17 protein-coding genes are annotated in these 19,137 nt (G+C 70.4%); 8 read left to right on the top strand and 9 right to left on the bottom strand.

Features of this window, described 5'->3' with window-relative positions:
• Positions 1–7 precede the first annotated feature (7 nt).
• From BKA15_RS37040 to BKA15_RS27250, 3 genes are read right to left on the bottom strand one after another with little or no spacing between them, the layout of a single operon-like run.
• Positions 8–559 (bottom strand): golvesin C-terminal-like domain-containing protein, encoded by a 552-nt coding sequence (locus tag BKA15_RS37040; protein ID WP_446685532.1) that lies wholly within the window; start codon positions 557–559, stop codon positions 8–10.
• Between the two features lie 58 nt (positions 560–617).
• Positions 618–1,433: a TrmH family RNA methyltransferase gene (locus BKA15_RS27255; RefSeq protein WP_179756292.1), complete on the bottom strand. Its 816-nt coding sequence runs from the start codon at positions 1,431–1,433 to the stop codon at positions 618–620.
• Complete coding sequence (locus BKA15_RS27250) at positions 1,430–2,413, bottom strand: DNA glycosylase AlkZ-like family protein (RefSeq protein ID WP_179756291.1); 984 nt, start codon at positions 2,411–2,413, stop codon at positions 1,430–1,432. Before BKA15_RS27250 ends, BKA15_RS27255 begins: the two co-directional genes overlap by 4 nt.
• Positions 2,414–2,468: 55 nt before the next feature.
• On the opposite strand from BKA15_RS27250, the gene BKA15_RS27245 reads away from it, so the two are divergent.
• On the top strand, positions 2,469–3,083 hold the full coding sequence (locus BKA15_RS27245; RefSeq protein ID WP_179756289.1) for a SatD family protein: 615 nt from the start codon (positions 2,469–2,471) through the stop codon (positions 3,081–3,083).
• Complete coding sequence (locus BKA15_RS27240) at positions 3,080–3,661, top strand: hypothetical protein (protein ID WP_218871598.1); 582 nt, start codon at positions 3,080–3,082, stop codon at positions 3,659–3,661. The genes BKA15_RS27245 and BKA15_RS27240 overlap by 4 nt, the downstream gene beginning before the upstream one ends.
• Here the strand turns inward: BKA15_RS27240 and BKA15_RS27235 are convergent.
• Entirely contained in the window at positions 3,654–4,496 is an 843-nt protein-coding gene (locus BKA15_RS27235) for a DinB family protein (protein WP_179756287.1), read from the bottom strand. The genes BKA15_RS27240 and BKA15_RS27235 overlap by 8 nt on opposite strands.
• A gap of 65 nt (positions 4,497–4,561) precedes the next feature.
• Between BKA15_RS27235 and BKA15_RS27230 the strand changes: the two genes are divergently transcribed.
• Positions 4,562–5,503, top strand: a complete 942-nt coding sequence (locus BKA15_RS27230; protein WP_179756285.1) for a helix-turn-helix transcriptional regulator — start codon at positions 4,562–4,564, stop codon at positions 5,501–5,503.
• 77 nt (positions 5,504–5,580) lie between these two features.
• On the opposite strand, the gene BKA15_RS27225 is transcribed toward BKA15_RS27230, so the two are convergent.
• Positions 5,581–10,194 carry a DUF7927 domain-containing protein gene (locus BKA15_RS27225; RefSeq protein ID WP_179756283.1) on the bottom strand — a complete coding sequence of 1,538 codons (4,614 nt, stop codon included), beginning with the start codon at positions 10,192–10,194 and terminating at the stop codon, positions 5,581–5,583.
• Positions 10,195–10,609: 415 nt separating this feature from the next.
• Here BKA15_RS27225 and BKA15_RS27220 point away from each other — a divergent pair, with 415 nt between their 5' ends.
• Positions 10,610–12,202, top strand: coding sequence for a response regulator transcription factor (locus tag BKA15_RS27220; protein ID WP_179756281.1), 1,593 nt, complete (start codon positions 10,610–10,612; stop codon positions 12,200–12,202).
• A gap of 109 nt (positions 12,203–12,311) precedes the next feature.
• Here BKA15_RS27220 and BKA15_RS27215 read toward each other — a convergent pair whose 3' ends face one another.
• Positions 12,312–12,797 carry a cupin domain-containing protein gene (locus tag BKA15_RS27215; protein WP_179756279.1) on the bottom strand — a complete coding sequence of 162 codons (486 nt, stop codon included), beginning with the start codon at positions 12,795–12,797 and terminating at the stop codon, positions 12,312–12,314.
• A gap of 102 nt (positions 12,798–12,899) precedes the next feature.
• Between BKA15_RS27215 and BKA15_RS27210 the strand changes: the two genes are divergently transcribed.
• Entirely contained in the window at positions 12,900–13,802 is a 903-nt protein-coding gene (locus BKA15_RS27210; protein WP_179756277.1) for a LysR family transcriptional regulator, read from the top strand.
• Here the strand turns inward: BKA15_RS27210 and BKA15_RS27205 are convergent.
• Positions 13,774–14,184 (bottom strand): DUF2000 family protein, encoded by a 411-nt coding sequence (locus BKA15_RS27205; protein WP_312879417.1) that lies wholly within the window; start codon positions 14,182–14,184, stop codon positions 13,774–13,776. The two genes, BKA15_RS27210 and BKA15_RS27205, sit on opposite strands and share 29 nt — an antisense overlap.
• A 49-nt stretch (positions 14,185–14,233) precedes the next feature.
• On the opposite strand from BKA15_RS27205, the gene BKA15_RS27200 reads away from it, so the two are divergent.
• Both BKA15_RS27200 and BKA15_RS27195 read left to right on the top strand, forming a co-directional pair.
• Positions 14,234–15,019: a helix-turn-helix transcriptional regulator gene (locus BKA15_RS27200; protein ID WP_312879416.1), complete on the top strand. Its 786-nt coding sequence runs from the start codon at positions 14,234–14,236 to the stop codon at positions 15,017–15,019.
• A 6-nt stretch (positions 15,020–15,025) separates the two neighbouring features.
• Entirely contained in the window at positions 15,026–15,577 is a 552-nt protein-coding gene (locus BKA15_RS27195; RefSeq protein ID WP_179756271.1) for a YbaK/EbsC family protein, read from the top strand.
• A gap of 63 nt (positions 15,578–15,640) precedes the next feature.
• Here BKA15_RS27195 and BKA15_RS27190 read toward each other — a convergent pair whose 3' ends face one another.
• Positions 15,641–15,850 (bottom strand): type 2 periplasmic-binding domain-containing protein, encoded by a 210-nt coding sequence (locus tag BKA15_RS27190; protein ID WP_179756269.1) that lies wholly within the window; start codon positions 15,848–15,850, stop codon positions 15,641–15,643.
• Positions 15,851–15,883: 33 nt separating this feature from the next.
• Here BKA15_RS27190 and BKA15_RS36635 point away from each other — a divergent pair, with 33 nt between their 5' ends.
• Complete coding sequence (locus tag BKA15_RS36635) at positions 15,884–16,012, top strand: hypothetical protein (protein ID WP_281385318.1); 129 nt, start codon at positions 15,884–15,886, stop codon at positions 16,010–16,012.
• Between the two features lie 91 nt (positions 16,013–16,103).
• Here the strand turns inward: BKA15_RS36635 and BKA15_RS27185 are convergent, their stop codons facing one another.
• Positions 16,104–19,115 (bottom strand): alpha-mannosidase, encoded by a 3,012-nt coding sequence (locus tag BKA15_RS27185; protein WP_179756268.1) that lies wholly within the window; start codon positions 19,113–19,115, stop codon positions 16,104–16,106.
• Between the last annotated feature and the right edge of the window lie 22 nt (positions 19,116–19,137).

Genomic DNA, 19,137 nt, shown 5'->3' with positions numbered 1-19,137 from the left:
GCTCTCCTTACGCGCGACGGAACGTGACGGTGCGACTCACCCCGGCGGCGCCCCGGGTGTTCACCGAGAAGCTGATCTTGGGCTGGAGCTGGTGGACCGTGATCGTGTCGTCGGCGACGTAGGACCGGTAGCCGGGCTGGTTCAGGTTCACCGTAACCGATGCGGACTCGTGCGTCGGATCGGCCACCGCCACCTTCAGCTCGCCGGCACGCTGCTGCATGATCACCGAGCAGGGCGCAGCCCCGGCCGGCGACAGCTTCACGGCGTCGGCGATCACGTAGCCTTCCGCGACCGCGTTGTCGTTGTTGACCTCGACGTAGTAGCTGCCGGCCTCGAAGTCGAAGACGCCGAGCTCGTTCCACGCCGCGCCGTTGGTCCGTTGATCGACACGGACGGTCGTCCGGCCCCCGGCGTGCTTGATCACGTACGGCGTATCGGCGACGATGATCGTCGGCAGGTACGGGGAGCCCGGCCTTCCCGATCGAGGTTCCGGCCACCGAGCCGGTGTCGAAGAAGTTGGCCGCGGTGATGGCGAGCCTGGGCACCTGCAGGCCTGCACGAGTGCGTTGTTGGCCAGGATCCGAACGGCTCCGGGCGACGCTGCTCGGGCGGCGGCGCTACCGCGTCACGTAGAAGACCACCGCTGTCGCCGCCGCGACATTCAGCGAGTCGACACCGGCGGCCATCGGGATCCTGACCCGAAGGTCCACGTCCCTCGCTGTACGCGGATCGACGCCGGCGCCCTCGGTCCCGAAGATCAGCGCCAGGGCCGGCAGATCCCGCTCGGCCAGTTCGTCGAGGGTGATCGAGTCGTCCGCGAGCGTGAGGGCGACCGTCGTGTAGCCGTGCGCTCTGAGCAGGTCGAGCAGGTCCGGCATCGGTGGCGTGCGCGTCCAGGGCACGTTGAAGACGTTCCCCATGCTGGTCTTGATGGCGCGGCGGTAGAGCGGGTCGGCACAGGACGGCGTCACGAGGACGGCGTCGACGCCGAGGGCTGCTGCGTTCCGGAAGGCACTGCCGACGTTGGCATGGTCCACCAGGTTCTCCAGCACGGCGATCCGTGATCGTCGCGGCCGCCGGCGGCCGAGCACGTCCTCGACCGGCCGCGGCGGCTGCCGGTGCAGCGAGGCCAGGGCACCGCGGTGGACGTGGAAGCCGGTGACCTGTTCGGTGACCTCCTCGGTGGCCAGGTAGACCGGGGTGTCGGGACAGCGAACCAGCACGTCGCGCAGGGAGGCGAGCCAGCGTTCGGCGAGCAGGAAGGATCGCGGCCGGTAGCCGGCCTCGACCGCGCGCCGGATCACCTTCTCCCCCTCCGCGATGAACAGCCCCTCCGCGGACTCCAGCGACTTGCGCAGGTTGACCTCGCGCAGGGCGACGTAGTCGGCCAGCCGCAGGTCGCCGGCGTCGGTGATCGGAATCGAGTTGATCATGGCACCTCGGTGTAGCTGATCGACATGGTCGCGCCGGGGATCGGCATCGCGAGTGCCTCGGCCTCGACGTCGGCGCGGACCGGCTCGGGCAGCGGGCCCGCGACCCGGACCACGATCCGGCCGCCGCGCCGGCCCCAGGCGCCGACGAGTTCGTCGCCGACCAGCAGCCCGTTCGGGTGGAACGTGTCGTGCAGGTCGGTCCAGCGCCGCTGTCCGGGTCCGCAGAACAGGCCGGTCCGGTCCTGCCCGAGCAGGCGCAGGTCGGGTGCGGCCAGGAACCGGGCCGGCGGCGGGTCGGGCGGCCGGCGCAGGTCCGGCTCGTCGCCGGCCAGGATCCAGGCCCGGTGCCCGTCCAGGTCCACCTCCACCAATTCGGGCTTGAGCTGTCGCCAGACCCGGCGAGCATCGCCGGGTGACATCCCGGACCACCAGGCGTACGCGGCCGGAGTGGTCGGCCCGAAGCCGGTCAGGTGCCGGCGGCACAGCTCGGCCCGGGCGTCGGCCTCGTCGATCTCGGGGCGTTCGACCTCCCTGGCGTACAGCGCGCTGGTGGTCCAGCGGAGCGCGATCCGGCCGGTCCAGCAGGCCGACCGGAGTCCGTTGAGACCGCCCCGTCGCTCGGTCCCGGCGAGGTCGCGGCAGATCTGCTCGGCGTCCGCCTCGAGGGCCGCCCGCTGATCTTGGTCGAACGGCAGCCGGCCGATCGTGAACACCCCGAAATCCTGCTCGGGCAGCACGAACACGGCGGCTCGCGGACTGTAGGTCTGGATCAGCCCGGGCGCCTGCCACGCCTCGGGCTCGCACGCCTCGACCCGCGCATGCAGTGCGACCAGGGCGTCCCGCGGTGCCGAGTCCTGCAGCCCGAAGCGCGCTGCGTTGACGTACTCCCGCTTCGGCAGTCGTACGGTGAGCCGCTGGGCCGCGAACCGGTACGCCAGCGCCTGCCGCCGGGTCACCGCCAGGACCGCCACCACCACCATCCTTGAAAGGCTCTAGACTTGCTTCAACTCGAAGAAAGGAACTAACCTTTCCCTTGTGCCGTACGTTCTCACCGTGGACCAGGTCTCGTCCCGGACCGGCCCGGACCGGGTCGAGCCGACGCTGAGGCGTCTGAGTGTAGACACGGTAGACACGGTGCTCCCGTTCACCCGGACCGTCGGCGACGAGTTCCAGGGCGTCCTCGACCGGCCGTTGTCGGTGGTCCAGGTGATGCTTGACCTCATGCGGGAAGGCGACTGGTACGTCGGGCTCGGCATCGGGCCGGTCGAGACGCCGCTGCCGGCGACCTCGCGCGAGGCCCGCGGGCCCGCGTTCCCGGTCGCGCGCGCGGCGGTCGAGGCGGCCAAGCAGGATCCCGACCGGCTCCGGGTGATGGCGACGGCACCCGGCGAGCAGGAGGCCGCGGACGCCGACGTCGTGCTGCATCTGCTCGCCGCCGTCCGCAGCCGGCGCTCGGACCAGGGCTGGCAGGCGATGGACGCGATGACCGGCGACGCGACCATGCAGCAGGCGGCCGAGCAACTGGGCATCACTCGGCAGGCCGTCGGCCAACGGCTGCGCGCCGCCGGCTGGGCGGTCGAGCGGGATACGGTGCCGGTGGTGGCCAGGATGCTGGAACGCGCCGAACGGTCCACCGCGGAGGAGAGTTGATCATGACGCCGCTGCTGCTCGGCCTGCTCGGCTGGACCGCCGTGTCGATCGTCGCCGGCCTGATCTGGCGGCAGCGCGCGCAACCCCGGCCGCCACACCTGCTGACCGGACCGCCCCGCGCGGTGATCATCCTCGCCGTGATCGGACTGGCCCAGCTCGGGGTCGCGATCGTCGCCTCGGCCACGCCGCCGGCCGGCCCGGTGATCAACTGGCTCGGCGTCGGCGCCGCGGCCGTCTCGACGGTGATCACCGGCGGCACCGTCACGACGATCGTGCTCAGCCTCGCCCGAGCCACCGCTCCGACGCTGCAGGTCGGGCCTTCGGGTGCCCGGATCCAGCGCGAGATGCTGCGCGGTGGCGCCTGGATCGGTGTCCTGGAACGGATCGGGATCATGGCCTCGCTGCTCACCTGGCCGGAGGGCGTCGCGCTGATCTTGGCGATCAAGGGGCTCGCCCGCTATCCGGAACTGAAGGCCGGCGCCACCTCAGGCACCGCCGAACGGTTCATCATCGGCACGCTGGTCAGCTTCGGCTGGGCCGCCGGCTGCGCCGGCATCAGCTGGTTGATCATCACCTGAGCGTCTCGAGATACCGGATGATCTCCGGCTGCCGGAACCAGGCGGCCCAGCCGCGGACGTCGGCGTCGAACTGGGTGTCCTTGATCGACAGATCGGCGCCGCGCTCGACCAGGAACCGCAGGGTGTCGAGTGCTCCCGTACCGGCGGCGAGGTGGGCCGCGGTCATGCCGCCCGCCGTCCGCTCGTCGACGGCGAACCCCAGCTCGGCGAGCTTCGGGATCAGGTCCCAGCGTTGCGCGGCCGCGGCTTCGGCCAGCAGCGCCGGCCGCTCGGCCGGGGTGATCCTGCCCTCGAGCGCCGCCGGGAACGGGTCCTCGGCACGCAGCCCGCGATAGAAGTCGCGGACCGTGCCGACCTCGGCGCCGTGGTGGATCAGTTCGTCGAGGATGTGCAGGGCGAACGAGGTGCCGTCGCTCTCGGCATAGGGCCCGGCGATCTCGCCCATCGGCCGGTCCAGGTCCTCCTGGCTCAGCGCGGCGAGCCGGCTCCGCCAGACCTCGTACGCGTGGTCCAGGGCAGCGAGCGCGTCGGCGGCGGAGCCCGGCACCGGCGGCGGGTCGTCCGTGGCCGGCTGACCGAACCAGGTGGCGGTGCGCTCGGCCTGCAGGATGTCGACCAGGTGCGTGATCCGCCAGGCCAGCGTGGTGAACGGCGCCGGCGCCGGCGGGATCCGGCTCGCATCGGCGACGAAGCCGGCGCCGGACTTGTGGATCGTCCAGCAGCCGTCGAACGGTTCCCAGAAGTACTCGTCGTCGGTCAGCCCGGCGACGCGCTGCCGCAGCCGTTGCCAGGCGAAGTCGGACAGTTCGAGAAGGTTCTGCGAGAGCGTCGTCATGGACTTCACGGTAGGACGACCTGCGGACAGGGTCGGTCCTCGAGTTCTGGGAAACTGGGCGCGAGATGGATACCGCGACCCGGCTGCTCCGCCTGCTGTCCCTGCTCCACGCGCGTCCGCAGTGGGACGGCGCCGAGCTGGCGGGCCGGCTCGAGATCACGCCCCGGACGGTGCGGCGCGACGTCGCGCGGCTGCGCTCGCTGGGCTATCCGATCCAGGCCGAGGCCGGGATCGGCGGCGGCTATCGGCTCGGGCCCGGCGGCCGGCTGCCGCCGCTGCTGCTCGAGGACGCCGAGGGGGTGGCGATCGCCGTCGGGCTCCGGGTGGCGACCACGACGACGGTGTCGGGGGTCGAGGAGGCGGCGATCTCGGCGCTGGCGAAGCTGCACCAGGTCCTGCCGGTACGGCTTCGGGAGCAGGTCGACGCGATCAGCGCCCACACCACCCAGTTGCCCCAGGGCGAGCTGCCGGTCGTCGACGGCGGCGTGCTGGTGACGCTCGCCGCGGGCTGCCGGCACGTCGAGGGACTCCGGTTCCGCTACCGCACCCACGACGGCTCCGAGGCCGAGCGGAGCGTCGAACCGCTGCAGATCGTCCACACCGGCCGGCGCTGGTACCTCGTCGCCCGCGACCGGGACCGGCAGGCCTGGCGGACGTACCGGGTGGACCGGATCACGCAGCCCGAGCTGACCGGCACCCGCTACCGGTTCGACGATCCGCCGGACCCGGTCGCGCTGGTCGCCGAGGGGACCGGCATCGCGCCCTGGGATCTCGTCGCCCGGCTCCGGGTGCACGCGCCGGCCGCGACCGTGGTCAAGATCATCCCGCCGAGCCAAGGGGTGGTGGAGGCTGTGGATGACACGGCCTGCGAGGTCCGCTTCGCCGCCAACGAGCTGGGGCCGCTCGTCGACGTCGTGGTCCGGATCCCCTGGGCCTTCGAGATCATCGACCCGCCCGAGGTCCGTACCGCCGTCCATGATCACGCCCGGCGGCTGCTCGACTCCTGATCCACGCGAAAAGGAGAACCCGGCCCGGTGCTGGGGAAACAGCACCGGGCCGGGTTGATCAACTCAGCTGATCACGATCAGCGCTTGTTCCTCCTCGACCGGGCGACGGTCACGCCGCCGACGGCGAGCAGGACCAGACCGGAGAGCAGCGCGAACAGGGTGCTCGGGGCACCGGTGTCCGGCAGTTCCGGGCCGGGCGGCTCGGTCTCGTGCGTCGTGCAGGACGGGTCGCCGTCGTTGCACTCGGCGGGCGGCTCCTGGCCGGTCTCGGTCAGGAAGTTCGCCAGCTGCCCGTCACCTTGATCATCGGCGGCCCGCACCTCGACGACGTAGGAGACGGTGACCGTCTGCCCGGCCGCCAGGGTGCCCTGGACCGTGTACTGATCATCGGCGTCGAGTACGGTCAGCGCCGGGTCGGACGCCTTCGCCGACGTGATCACGTCCGCGTCGTCGAGCACGCCGGCCAGGTGGTCGGTGTGATCGATGTCGGCGTCGCCGGAGCCCTCGTTCTCGAAGGTCAGCGTGTACGTGATCCGCTGCCCCTCCTCGACCTGCGCACCCGAGGACGGGTCGGCCGACTTGCTCACCCGGAGCCGGGCGATCGGGTTGGCCGTGCAGTCCTCGCCCTCGCAGACCGGCTCGTCCGGGGTGTCCTCATCCGGATCGAGCAGGAAGTTGGCGAGCACGCCGTCACCAAGATCATCCAGCCCGCGCACCGTGACCGTGTAGGTCACCGTGACGGTCTGGCCCGGCTCCAGCTCACCGGTGATCGCGAACCGTCCGTTCTCGATCATGGAAACGCTCAGCGCCGGGTCCGACGAGGTCGGTTGGCCGGTCACGTCGGCGTCGTCCAGCAGGTGGCCGAGGTCGTCGACCCGGTCGACCTGCCCGGCTCCCGTACCGTCATTGCCGAAGGTCAGCGTGTAGGTCAACTGCTGACCCGGATCGACCGTGCTGCCCGTCTCCGGAGCGACGCTCTTGCTGTCGACCAGGTGCGGAATCGGGTTGCTCGTGCAGAGCGGATCGTTCTCCTCGCACGGGCCCGGCGACGGGTCCTTGCCCACCACGTTGCCGAGGGCGTTGTTGCCCCGCTCGCCGTCCGGCAGCACCTTGACCGTGTAGGTCACGGTCACGGTCTCGCCGACCGCCACCGAACCGTTCACCGTGAACCGGCCGTCGGCCACCTCCGAGACGCTCAGCGCGTCGCCGGACGAGGTCGGACCGGTGATCAACTCGGCATCGTCCAGCACGTCGGACAGGTCGTCGATCCACTCGTTCACCGCGGCGTCGGTCTCGCCGTCGTTGCCGAACGTGATCGTGTAGGTGACCTCCTGGCCCGCATTCACCACCGAACCGTCGGCCGGATCGACCGACTTCTCGACGGTCAGCCCGGCGGCCGGGATCTGGTGCTTGAAGCAGGGCTGCCCGGTCTCCGGGTCCAGCCCGTTCTCGTCGGCCGGGTCACAGGCCGGCGGCTCCGGGTTGTCCGGGTCCTCCGGCTGGAACGCGACGTTGATCAACTTGTGATCACCGGCGCCGGTGTAGGTCACCTGGTAGGTGATCGTCACCGTCTCGCCCGGCGCCAGCGCGCCGGTCCAGGTGATCCGCGGCTCGGCGTACGCGGCCGCCGGATCGCGGTCGGCCTGGAGCGTCGCCGGATCGACGGTCGCGTCGTCCAGCACACCGGACAGGTCGTCGATCACGACCGCCGGATCCGCTGCCGTGAACGCGCCCTTGCCGTCGTTGGTCGCCTTGACTGTGTAGGTCACGGTCTGGCCGACCTCGGGGATCGCCGTGGTGTCGGCGGCCTTCTCGACCGTCAGCCTCGGCAGCTCCACTTTTGTGCTGTCGCAGGGCAGGCCGGTCTTCGGGTCCTTGCCGTTCTCGTCACACTCCGCCGGCGGCGGCGTGACCGGCTCGCAGTCCTCGGCCGCCGGATCGCACTCGGGCTGGAATGCGACGTTGATCAACTCGGCGTCGCCGGCACCGGTGGTCGTCACCGTGTAGGTGATCGTGACCGTGCCGCCCGGCTCGATCGCACCGCGCCACCGGAGCAGGTTCCCGTCGACGGTGGCCTCGCCGGACGTCGCGTCGACGTCACCGTTGTAGGTCGCGTCGTCGAGCACCCCGGACAGGTCGTCCGCGATGATCGCCGGAGCGTCCTCGGTGAACGCCGCCGTGCCCGTGTTGGACACGGTCACGGAGTACTTCACCGTGTCGCCGATCCGGGTCGCCTCGGTGGCGGTCGAGTTCTTCTCGATCGTCAGCTCGCGGTCCTCTACGACGTAGTCCTCGACCTCACCGGCACCGGCCGGTCCGGTCGGGGACGGCGTGGCGCCCGTGCTCCCGTACAACCGGAACCGCGCATACGTGGTGCCTTCTCCGGTGAACTCGCCGAACTCCAGCGGGTACGTTGCGGTGCCGCTGCCGGCCGGCACGGTCGCGGTGACCAGTTCGCTCGCGTCGAACGTGCCGTTCCCGTCGAGGTCGATCCAGCCGGCCAAGGTGGCCGCCACGTCCCTGGTGTTGGTCGCGGTCACCGACACCGTGGTCGGGCCGGTCTGGGACAGCTGCACCGGCTTGGTCACCCCGTCCTCGTCGGCGACCTCGGCGGTGTCGTCGGCGTCGGCGGCGTCCGAGGGAACCCCGTCCACGTCGATGTCGATCTTGGAGCCGAGCATCAGCGGCGCGGTGTCGGACTGGACGTCGATCCCGGGGATCGAGTGGCGCGGACCGTCATCGGCCAGCGTGGTGCCGTAGCTGTCCGGGGCGTCACCGAAGTCGATCGGGATCGGCGCCTCGGCGCAGCGAGCGCCGTCGTTGGTGCCGGAGGACGGACCGTCGGAGAACTTCTGCGCCGTGCCGGCCGCGACATCGACCCGGAAGATCTGGCCGGTGACGTTGTCGGAGCCGTACAGGAAGCCGTTCGGGTCCGCATAGACGGCGCCGAAGGTGTTGCCGCCGAGGACGCCGAGGTTGGCTGCCACGGACTTCTGCCGGGTCGCCCGATCGAACTTGACCAGTACGGCGTTCGAACCCTCGATGCCGATACTCCAGAGCGCGTCGGTGCCCGGGACGTAGGCCCAGTCAGCTCCCATGCTTGCGAGGCCGGCCGGTGTCGGTGCCTGGCCCTGGTCGACGACGGTTCCGTAGCTGCTGGAGCCCGGAGCGAGGTCAACCACGTGCCAGTTCAGGTCGTCCGTGACCCAGTAGCGGCCTGCCTCGTCAATGTCACCGACGACGAGGTGAGGGAGGCCTTCCGGCCAACCGATCGGGACGGCGCTCGCATCGCCGCCGACGCGCACGATGGTGGTGTTGTGCAGATCCAGGCCGTAGATGTAGTCGTCCAGCACGTTGTAGGCGATCGCGTTGATCCTGCGATTCTCGATGGAGCCGAGCGTGCTCGCAGCACCGGTCACGACGTCGATCCCGATCACCTGGGTGGGCGGCACGTTGCCGGGGTACTGGAACAGGATCCCCTGCGGCGCGCACTGGAAGTCTTGCTGAGTCTCGAAGGTCACCGAGGCGCAGGCCGGCAGGTCGATACCGGCCTGGTCGGAGATGTTCTCGGCGCAGTTCTCGTACGTCCCGGCGGTGTCGGAGGTGACTGCGACCGTGATCGTGCAGGACTCGGTGCCGGCGGCGAGGACGCCGTTGGCGACCGAGACCGAGGCGCCGTCGTCGCCGATGGTCGTGTCCGCTGCACAGGTGCCGCCGATGGCCGTCGGCTCGGCGGCCACCAGGCCCTCGGGCAGGTTGTCCGTGAAGGACCAGCCGTTCTTGGCACCCAACTCGCTGGTGTTGGTGACCGTGAAGGTCAGCGTGGACCGGCCGTCGACCAGCACGGTCTCCGGGCCGAAGGACTTGTCCAGCTGCGGCGTCACGTCGAGCACGCGGATGTTGTCGTACGCACCGTCGTTGCCGCGACCATTGCCGTTCTCGTTGCGCAGCACGATGTCGAACTCACCGCCGGTGAGCAGCACCGCACGGTCGCCCGGAAAGGTGCCGACCCGGGTCGCGGCGGCGGATCCGTTCTGCGACGTACCGGTGATATCGACGGCCCGCGGGTCCGTGCACGGATCGATCGCGGCGCCCGACAGCGGCTGTTCGCCGTCGCCGCCGTCCAGGTAGAACCGGAGCTGCGGGTGGGTGGCGAAGCAGTTCATGGCACCGGCGTCGACCGAGAACGTCACGAACCGCCCGTTGGCCGCCAGCTGGATCGCGTCGTCGGTGCGGAACTGCACCGCATTGTTCGCTCCATCGCCCGCGGTGTAGGAGGCGACCGCAGTGTTGAGGCCGGTCGCGCCCTGGTGCTGACCGAGCGCGTCGACGACTGCGGTCACGGCGTTGTAGGAACCCACGGCACTCGCGCCAGTGCCGCAGTCGCCCTCGAGGCGAGGGCTGGTCCGGTCGATGATGAAACCGTTGCAGTTGGCACGGCTGGCCCAGTAGGGGTCGGCAGAGTACGCGATGCCGGTGGCCGACTCGTAGTCGCTGAGCAACGTGTTCGTAGCGTCGGCGGAGTTTTCGAAGTCCTCTTCGTAGAGGACGGTTGGCTCGCCGGGCGTACCGGGATTACCCGGTACGGCCGCGGCCGGCGTCGGCGGACTGCCGAACGCGATCAGTCCGGTCAGCAGGGCCAGCGAAACGATCGCGGCCGCGAGCCGGAAGCGAGGGGGCTTGTCGGACAAGACTCGATCCTCCACAACAGTGCGCGGGCCGACACGATGTGGAGAAGGCCACCTGCCGGCGAGAACGAATGAGGAAACGCCGGTCCCCCGCCCGTGCGCACGCCATTGCTATCGGTGATCCGGCGAGACTGGCCAGCCGGTGGAGCCGCGCCGCGGCGACATGATCAACGAAATAGTCAACTTCGGTCATGTCGGTGATCAATTCGCGGAAACCGATTCATCGGAGCGCGGGGCTGTTTACAGGACAGGGCGGGGCGGTACCATGCCCACCTCAACTGTGGGTCTCCGACCTCCCGGTTTTCCGGCCAGGTCCTAGCGGGATTGGTATACCAGGATGGCACCACTGGTGCGGGTTGTGCGCGTCTCGGGTTCGGCGTCGATCTCGGCATGCCCTGCGCCCTGGACGGTTTGAGCCATGGACCTCACCGCTGCGGTACGGGCAGCCCGGCGAGCGGCACAAGACGATGATCATGGAGGACTGGCAGGGCTGATCGAGGCCGAGTGGATCCATCTGATCCGGGTGCCCGGGCTGCTCCCCGACCTGCTCGGCCGACTCGACCATGATCAACGGCAACGCCATCCGGCCCTGGAACTGATCATGGACCGGACCGCGCCCGCCCTACCCCGTGGCCCGGAACCGGTTCCGGACCGGGTCCGTACGGTGCAGCGGATGATCGACGAGGGCCGCTATGCCGATGACGAGGTCCGGGTCAGTGTCGAGCATGCCGTGCTGCGGTCGCTTCGTGATCATGGACACTACGACAGTGCGGTACGGCACGCGGCGGCGATCCGTTCGATCGGCGAACGGCTGATCCTGGCCCGGGATGCCGACCACCGCAAGCTGGCGACCCTCTCCCTGCACAACGGCGTGGTGAACCTGCTGGCGGGCCAGCTGATGGAGGCTGGTGGTGATCTTCACGCGGTCACCTACCTACCGAACGCCCATCCCGATGATCTTGCCGGCGCTGCGGGCGAACTGGCCCTGCTGCACGCCGTGTACGGGGAGCAGGCCACCGCGCAACGCTGGGCGGATCAGGCCGATTCGGTACCGGACGGGTGGGCGGCGGACTGGCTGAATCCCGGTCCGCACGTCGGCCAGCTCAGCGCGCAGTTGATCTTGGCCACCGACCGGCTGGACTGGGTGACGTACGAGGAAGTGCTGGGCCGCCTGCACACCGGCCGGTTCGTCCACGACGAGCACCTGTATCTCGCCCAGTACGCCCAGGCCCGGGCCGGCCTGGTCCGCGGCCAGCAGCGGCTGCTCCTTGATCAGATCGCGCACCTGCGCCGGACCTGGCCGAAACAGCTGCCGGCCGATTCGCTGCCGCAGACGTTGCTCGGCGGCATCGAACTCCAACTCGCCCTGAGCCTCGGCGACTTCGCCCGGGCCAAGCAGCTGGTGCCGAGCGAACCGCGGAACCACCAGCAGGTCCTGCAGGTCGCGCACTGGCTGCTCGCCACCAGCCGGCCCAGTGAGGCCGCCGAGTTGATCTCCGACGGGCCCTGGCTCGAGCAGGCGCCACGGCGCGGAGCGATCGACCTCAGCCTCGCCCTGGCCACCGCGCTGGACCGGATCGGTGATCAACACCGCTCGGCCCAGCTGGTCCGCCGGGCCCTCACCCAGTCGGGCGATCCGGGCACGATCCGGCACAGCCTGGTGACCATGGACCGGCGCACCCTGATCTCCGCGGGTGATCATGAACCCGCGGTCAAGGCCGTGATCACGGCCCTGCAGGTCGTCCTGTTCGTCGAGCCGACTGCGGACGGAGACGCGGACCGGGTCGCCCTGACGCCGCGGGAGAAGGTCGTCCTCGGTCTGCTCGCCGACGGCGGCACCGCCGCGGAGATCGCCGAGAGCCTGTTCGTCTCCGTCCACACCGTGCGCAACCAGACCCAGCGGATCTACCGCAAGCTCCGCGCGACGTCGCGCCGCCACGCAATCGACATCGCCACCCGACGGGGTCTGCTGCCGTCGGCCGGCCGGCACCCGGAGTCCGTCGGCCGCTGACCCGTCATCCGCGGAGAACCCGCGCGGCCGGGAGGCCTTCCAGCGCCCGCCGACCAACCACCCGCGACCTCTGCACCGGCCCGAAAGGGTCCTGAGCTTCCCGGCAATCTCAGGTCGGTCTGTGGCCGCGCTGGTCCCAGAGCGGACTTTCGGTGAAGTGCACGTCGTAGGTCCGGTGCATCTCCGCCAATTCCTGCTCCGGGATCTCGCCGCGCAGAATCTTCGGCAGGACGCGGAAATAGTCGAACCGGTTGACGCCGGGCGTGATGAACACGAACGCGGAGACGGGCGAGTCCGAGGTCGCGCCGAAGGCGTGCACGACGCCCGGTGGAACGGCGACCAGCCCGCCGCCGCCGACGGTCACCAGCTCGTCATCCAGCAGCATCTCGAGAGTTCCGTCGATGATGCAGAACACTTCCCAGGACGCCTTGTGGAAATGGGGTTTCGCGTTGTCGGCGCCGGCCGCGATGGTGCCGCTGGAGATGCTGAACGCGCCCTCGCTGGCATCGCTGTCGGCGAGCAGACGCATCGGGTTCCGTCCGGCCAGGAGCTCGGCGTCGGCTGCCTGTACGACAATGGGTGTTTGGTTGATCATGTCTCTCGAGTCCAGCTCAGGAGCGGCGGGCGACCAAGAAGCAGTACGCGACCACAGTGATCACCGATCCTGATCACCGGCGGGCGAGCGCAGGAAGGGGCCATGGAGATCCGTCAGCTTCGGTACTTCGTCGCCATCGCGGAGACCGGCGGTTTCGGCCGGGCGGCTCGCAGCCTGAACATCGTTCAGGCCGCTGTGAGCCAGGACATCCAGCGGCTGGAACGCGAGCTCGGCCTCCGGCTGTTCGACCGGTCCACCCGTCACGTACGGCTGACCGCGGCCGGTGCCCGCCTGCTTCCGGAGGCCGAAGCCGTGTTGCAGGCCGTCGACCGGACCCGGCGGATCGCTGCCGATCTCAGCTCCGGCCGCGACGGCACCATTCGCCTGGGCGTCGGCCGGGCGTTCGATCGGCAGGTCGGTGACCTGCTGACCCGGCTGAACTCCGAGCTGCCGGACTTCCGGATCGAGCCCGTCCGGGCAACCCGGGCCGACCGGCTGGCTCGCGTACCCACCGGTGATCTTGATGCGGCGATCGTTCGCGACGTACGCCCGCCGCGGGAGCTGGCGGCCGCACGGTTGTGGACCGATCAGGTGCTCGCGGTTCTGCCTGCCGCCCATTCCGCCGCGGCACAGGAGGCCGTACCGGTCGCGGCGCTGGCCGATCTCGCCCTTCGGTTGGCCCCGCGCGAAGCCAACCCGCCGTTCCACGACTTGATCATGCGGGTCTGCGACGACGCAGGGCTGTCGCCGCGGCTGGGCGAGCCGTTCACCACCCTGCAGGGCATGCTGCACGACGTCGGAAGCGGCGAGCAGTCCTGGACCGCCTTCTATCCGTTGGACGAGCCACCGGACGTCCCCGGCGTCGTAGTCCGTCCACTGGCCGGCGTCACGGTCGACACGTACCTGATCACCCGGCCCGACGACGAGTCACCTGCGGTACGCCGACTGCTGGACCACTTGACTTCGTCCCCTCGGGTCACGGATGCATCCGGGCGCCCTTCATGATCTTGTCGACCGCCGACCGGCCGCCGTGCACGGCGATGCCGACCAGGTCGAGCTTCTCGGTCGGTACGGCAGCGACGGCGGCCCGGTTGTCCGCGTCGTGGCCGGTGGAGAACATCTCCTGGGTATAGATCGCCAGGGCCACGTCGCGGGCGAGGGCCCTGGCGTGGGCTGCCCGGACCGTTTCGCGGTCGGCGGCGAAGATCATCACCGGCTGCCGGAACAGCGACAGGTAGCCGATGCCGTCGGCGTCCACGTACGGCTCGCCGATCAGGTCGGGGGCGGCCGCGGCGACCCCGCTGGCCAGGAAGGCGGTCACGTTCAGCCGCTGCCAGGCCGCGAGGTCGTCGGCGAGCAGAACGGCGATCTTGGTGTCGAAGCGCACCCGGCCAGAGTGCCCCGATCGCTCAGGTCCGATCTTGTACGTTCTTGATGTGGCGCCCGAAACCGAGATCGCCGCCTGGCGCCCGCAGGCGACCGGGATCGCGGAGGTGTTCCACGCGCGGTTCACCGATCACGCCTACCCGCGGCACACCCACGCCGACTGGACCCTGCTGATCGTCGACGAGGGCGCGATCGGGTACCGGTTGGAGGGCAAGGACCACGGCAGCACCACGGACCTGGTGACGCTATTGCCGCCCGGCGTGCCGCACGACGGTCATCCGGCGACCCGGACCGGGTTCGTCAAACGGGTGCTCTATCTCGAGCCGGATCAGTTGCACGGCGTCGGCGCCGGCGTGGACCGGCCGACGCTGCGGGATCCGGCGCTGCGGGACCGGATTCACCGGCTGCACGGCGTGCTGGCCGCGCCGGAAAGGCTCGAGGCGGAGAGCCGGTGGGCGCTGATCCGGGAACGGGTGCAAGCTCACCTGGACCGGGCCGAGGCGACGCCGAAGCCGGTCCGGGACCGGCCGCTCGCGGCCCGGCTGCGCAGACTGCTCGACGACCGGGTACGGACCGGGCTCGGGCTCGCCGAGGCGGCCGGACTGTTGCAGGCCAGCCCGGAACACCTGGTCCGCAGCTTCGCGGCCGAGTACGGCCTCCCGCCACATCAGTATCTGACCGGCCGGCGGGTCGACCTGGCCCGGCATCTGCTGCTCGCCGGACACCGGCCGGCCGACGTCGCGGCCGAGGTCGGGTTCCATGATCAATCCCACCTGACCCGACACTTCCGGCGGGTCCTCGGCGTCACCCCGGGCCGATACGTCCGGCTACCCTGAACCCCGATGACCGAGAACTCCCGCACGCCCGGCGTCGGCACCCTCGACTGGGCGCCGGCCGGCGATCACCCGGAACTGCTCGCCCCGCCCGTCGTCGCCGCGCTGGCCGGTCTCGACCTGCCGGCCTGGGTCGCCCCGATCGACGCCGCCCTCGCCGACACGGCCGCCTTCTGTGAGGCGTACGACGTTCCGCTCGAGGCCTCCGCCAACTGCGTCGTGGTGTCCGGCCGCCGGGCCGAGACGGAACGGACCGCAGCCTGTCTGGTGCTCGCCACCGACCGCGCCGACGTGAACCGGGTCGTCCGCAAGCACCTCGACGTCCGCAAGATCTCCTTCGCCCCGATGGACGACGCGGTCAGCCGAACCGGGATGGAGTACGGCGGGATCACCCCGATCGGGCTGCCCGCCGACTGGCCCGTCCTGGTGGACGCCGCCGTCACCGAACAGCCGTGGATCGTCGTCGGCAGCGGCATCCGCGGCAGCAAGCTCGCCCTGCCCGGCCCCGACGCCGGCCGGCTTCCCGGCGCGGAAGTGATCAAGCTCGCCATCGCCGGCTGAACTCGTTCAAGATCAAGTTCCGGTACGGGAGCGGCTCGGTGTCCAGGGCTGTCGGCGCCGGCGTCACGTTCCGGCGCGAACCCCAACGCTCCTGACGACGTCGCCGGCGGTACGGACGAAGGCGGCGACGGCGCGGTCCCGGGCGGTCCGCGGCCACGCCACCGTGAGCGTCGTCGGCGGCAGGTCGGCCAGCTCCCGGTAGGCGATGTCCGGCCGCGGATTGCGCTGGACAATCGACCGCGGCACGAACCAGACGACACGGCCGAACGCCACCAGGTTGAAGATCTGGCCGACGGGATGGTCGAGATGGCGCAGGCCAAGCGCGACGGGCTCGACCGCGGGGTCGAGCGCACTCCGGAGACGAGTTCGCCAACCACGTTCCGGCAGTGGTGCGACGAGGTCCTGGGGCCGGTGGTCCTCAGCCCCGCCGGCTGACAGATCCGAACTCCCACCGGCCCGCCGACCGGTCACCAGTGCAGCGACACGCCGTAGAAAACGCTGCTTTGGTGACCGGTCGGCGGGGTTTTCAGCGGGAGTAGCGGAGGGTGATGATCTGGAAGGGGCGGAAGGACAGCGACAGGTCGGCCGGGGTGGTGCTGGACAGGGCGTCCGCGTCGGCCAGGGGGCGCTCGAGCAGGTCGACGGTGGTCACCGCCGTGGCCTCGAAGGCCGCATGGACGTTGGCCGTCGCCCGGCCGCCGTCCGCCGCGTAGAGCCGCACCACGACGTCGCCGCTGCGGTCCTCGGCGAGCTTGATCGACTCCACCACGACGGACTGGTTGTCGACCGTGATCAACGGCTCGACGCCGCCGCCGGCGACGGTCCGCTCGGGCAGGTTGATCGCGTAGCCCTCCCGGACAGCGTCGGCGATCTCGGCGCCGGGCACGATCGCGTACCGGAGCCGGTGCTGGCCGAGGTCGGTCTCCGGGTCCGGCCAGCGCGGGGCGCGGAGCAGGGAGAGCCGGACCGTGGTCGACGTGCCGCCGTCCTCGCGGACGGTCCGGGTGACGTCGTGGCCGTACGTCGAGTCGTTGACCAGCGCCACCCCGTAGCCGGGCTCGGCCACGTGCAGGAACCGGTGCGCGCAGATCTCGAACTTCGCCGCGTCCCAGCTGGTGTTCTCGTGCGTCGGCCGCTTCACGTGGCCGAACTGGGTCTCCGAGCTGGACACCTCGGCGCGCAGGTCGAGCTCGAAGCCCGCCTTGAGGAACGTCTCGCGCTCCTGCCAGTCCACGTCCGTGGTGATCTCCAGCGCCCGGGCGCCCGGGGCCAGGCTGATCACCTGGGTGAACGTCGAGTCGCCGTGCTTGCGGACCATCTGCACCCCCGCGGACACGCCTTCCGCGACGGCCACCGACTCGGCGTCGCGAAGATCGACGACCGTGTTGCGGTAGAACGCGTCGACGTCCCAGGCGTCCCAGTCGTTCGGCACGTCCGGGTGCAGCTGGAGCAGGTTGCCGACGCCGCCCGGCGTGATCGCGTTCCGGCCGGTCTCATGATCGACAACGCTCGTGATCAAGCCGTCGGCGCCGATGATCGCGCTGACGATTCCGTTGTCCAGCAGGAATTCCGACCCACCGGCTGCGCCCTGAGCCTCTCGAAGGGTCACCGTCGCGGGCGCCGCCTCGCCGGTCGCGGACGCACCGAGGGCCGGCACACCGTTGCGGGCGTGCGGCGCGGCGTTCACCGTCGCCTGCCCCTCGCCGGTGCCCAGGGAATCGAGCGAGGCGGTGATCAACTGCTCCAGTTCCTCGCCCACCTGCTGGTACGTGGCGCGCGCCTCCCGGTTCACCCAGGCGATCGACGAGCCCGGCAGGATGTCGTGGAACTGGTTCAGCAGCACGATCTTCCAGAGCCGGTCCAGCGCGTCGTACGGGTACTCGGCGCCGTGCCGCACCGCGGCCGTGGTCGCCCACAGCTCGGCCTCACGAAGCAGGTGCTCGCTGCGCCGGTTGCCCTGCTTGATCTTGGCGTGCGACGTGTAGGTGCCGCGGTGGATCTCCAGGTAGAGCTCGCCCCACCAGACCGGGGCGTCCGGATAGTCGTCGTACGCCTTCTGGAAGAACTCCTCCGGCTTCTCGATCGTCACCCGGGACGAGCCCTCGAGGTCGGCGGTCCGGGCCGCCCGGGCCAGCATCTCCCGGGTCGGGCCGCCGCCGCCGTCGCCGTACCCGAACGGGGCCAGCGCGTGGTTGGCCCGCGCCTTGTCGGCGAACTGCCGGGCGGACCGAGCAAGATCACCGGCGGACAGGTCGGAGTTGTAGGTGTCGACCGGCGGGAAGTGGGTGAAGATCCGGGAACCGTCGATGCCCTCCCACCAGAACGTGTGGTGCGGGAACAGGTTGGTCTTGTTCCAGGAGATCTTCTGGGTGAGGAACCACCGCGAGCCGCTGAGCTTGATCAACTGCGGCAGTGCGGCCGAGTAGCCGAACGAGTCCGGCAGCCACACCTCTTGCGTGTCGATGCCGAACTTCTCCTGGAAATAACGCTTCCCGTGGATGAACTGGCGGGCCATCGCCTCGCTGCCCGGCATGTTGGTGTCGGACTCGACCCACATGCCGCCGACCGGGACGAACTGGCCGGCCGCGATCTTCTCCTTGACCCGGGCGAACACCTCGGGCCGATGCTCCTCGATCCAGGCCAGCTGCTGGGCCTGCGACATCGCGAAGATCATCTCCGGATGATCATCCATCAGCTGGACCACGTTGGACGCGGTCCGGGCGACCTTGCGGACGGTCTCGCGGAGCGGCCACAGCCAGGCCGAGTCGATGTGCGCGTGACCGACCGCGGTCAGCCGGTGCGCGCTTGCGTTCGCCGGCTTGGCCAGCGCGACGGCGAGGATCTCCCGGGCCTTAGCCGCCGTGCCGGAGATGTCGTGCAGGTCGATCGCGTCCAGCGCGTCGGAGATCGTCGCCCAGAGCTGGGCGCCGCGGGGGTCGTCGGCGGGCAGCTCCTCGGCCAGCTGGCCCAGCACGTCGAAGTCGGCGACCAGCTCGCGGACCTCGGCGTCGACGACCGCCAGTTCGGCCTTGGCGAGCCGGTAGATCGGCTCGGCCGGCGCGGTCTGCACGTCGCCGAGCAGGGTCGGCACCCGCATCGTGATCTGCGGGTTCGAGGCCGCCTCGACGTACACCTCGACCCGGTCACTCCCGGGCTCCACCGGCAGCCAGTGGTTGTACGGGTGCAGGCCCTTGATCGGCGTCCCGTCCGGCCGGTACGCCAGCCCCTCGGCGGCGAAGCCCGGGCCGGTGCCCTCGAAGCCGAGGTCGACCAGGACCTCCAGCTCCCGGCCGGACCAGTCGGCCGGCACCTCGGCGGTCAGCTTGAACCAGGTGGTGGCCCAGGGCGAACCCCAGGCAGCGCCCACCTCGGTCGGCTGGTAGCCGGCCGCGAGCCCGTCGGCGACGGGGATCGGCTCACCGTCGACGTCGTACCGCTCGACGGTGAGCGCATGGGTGTGCGGATAGACGGCCGGGCGCAGACGCTCCGGCAGCAGTCGTCCGAGGCGACGCCGGACGAGGACTGGGTCGAAATGCATGGCCCCAGCTTTTCATAACTTC

Source organism: Microlunatus parietis, assembly GCF_013407955.1.
Lineage (GTDB): Bacteria > Actinomycetota > Actinomycetes > Propionibacteriales > Propionibacteriaceae > Microlunatus > Microlunatus parietis.
Note: the sequence above shows the minus strand (reverse complement) of the source record. Positions and strands in the feature narration are given on the sequence as shown.

Excerpts from the sequence above, each read along its gene's own strand:
- BKA15_RS27255 (WP_179756292.1), bottom strand. The coding sequence starts at position 1,433 with ATGATCAACTCGATTCCGATCACCGACGCCGGCGACCTGCGGCTGGCC.
- BKA15_RS27250 (WP_179756291.1), bottom strand. The coding sequence starts at position 2,413 with ATGGTGGTGGTGGCGGTCCTGGCGGTGACCCGGCGGCAGGCGCTGGCG.
- BKA15_RS27235 (WP_179756287.1), bottom strand. The coding sequence starts at position 4,496 with ATGACGACGCTCTCGCAGAACCTTCTCGAACTGTCCGACTTCGCCTGG.
- BKA15_RS27230 (WP_179756285.1), top strand. The coding sequence starts at position 4,562 with ATGGATACCGCGACCCGGCTGCTCCGCCTGCTGTCCCTGCTCCACGCG.
- BKA15_RS27220 (WP_179756281.1), top strand. The coding sequence starts at position 10,610 with ATGGACCTCACCGCTGCGGTACGGGCAGCCCGGCGAGCGGCACAAGAC.
- BKA15_RS27215 (WP_179756279.1), bottom strand. The coding sequence starts at position 12,797 with ATGATCAACCAAACACCCATTGTCGTACAGGCAGCCGACGCCGAGCTC.
- BKA15_RS27210 (WP_179756277.1), top strand. The coding sequence starts at position 12,900 with ATGGAGATCCGTCAGCTTCGGTACTTCGTCGCCATCGCGGAGACCGGC.
- BKA15_RS27195 (WP_179756271.1), top strand. The coding sequence starts at position 15,026 with ATGACCGAGAACTCCCGCACGCCCGGCGTCGGCACCCTCGACTGGGCG.
- BKA15_RS36635 (WP_281385318.1), top strand. The coding sequence starts at position 15,884 with ATGGCGCAGGCCAAGCGCGACGGGCTCGACCGCGGGGTCGAGCGCACT.
- BKA15_RS27185 (WP_179756268.1), bottom strand. The coding sequence starts at position 19,115 with ATGCATTTCGACCCAGTCCTCGTCCGGCGTCGCCTCGGACGACTGCTG.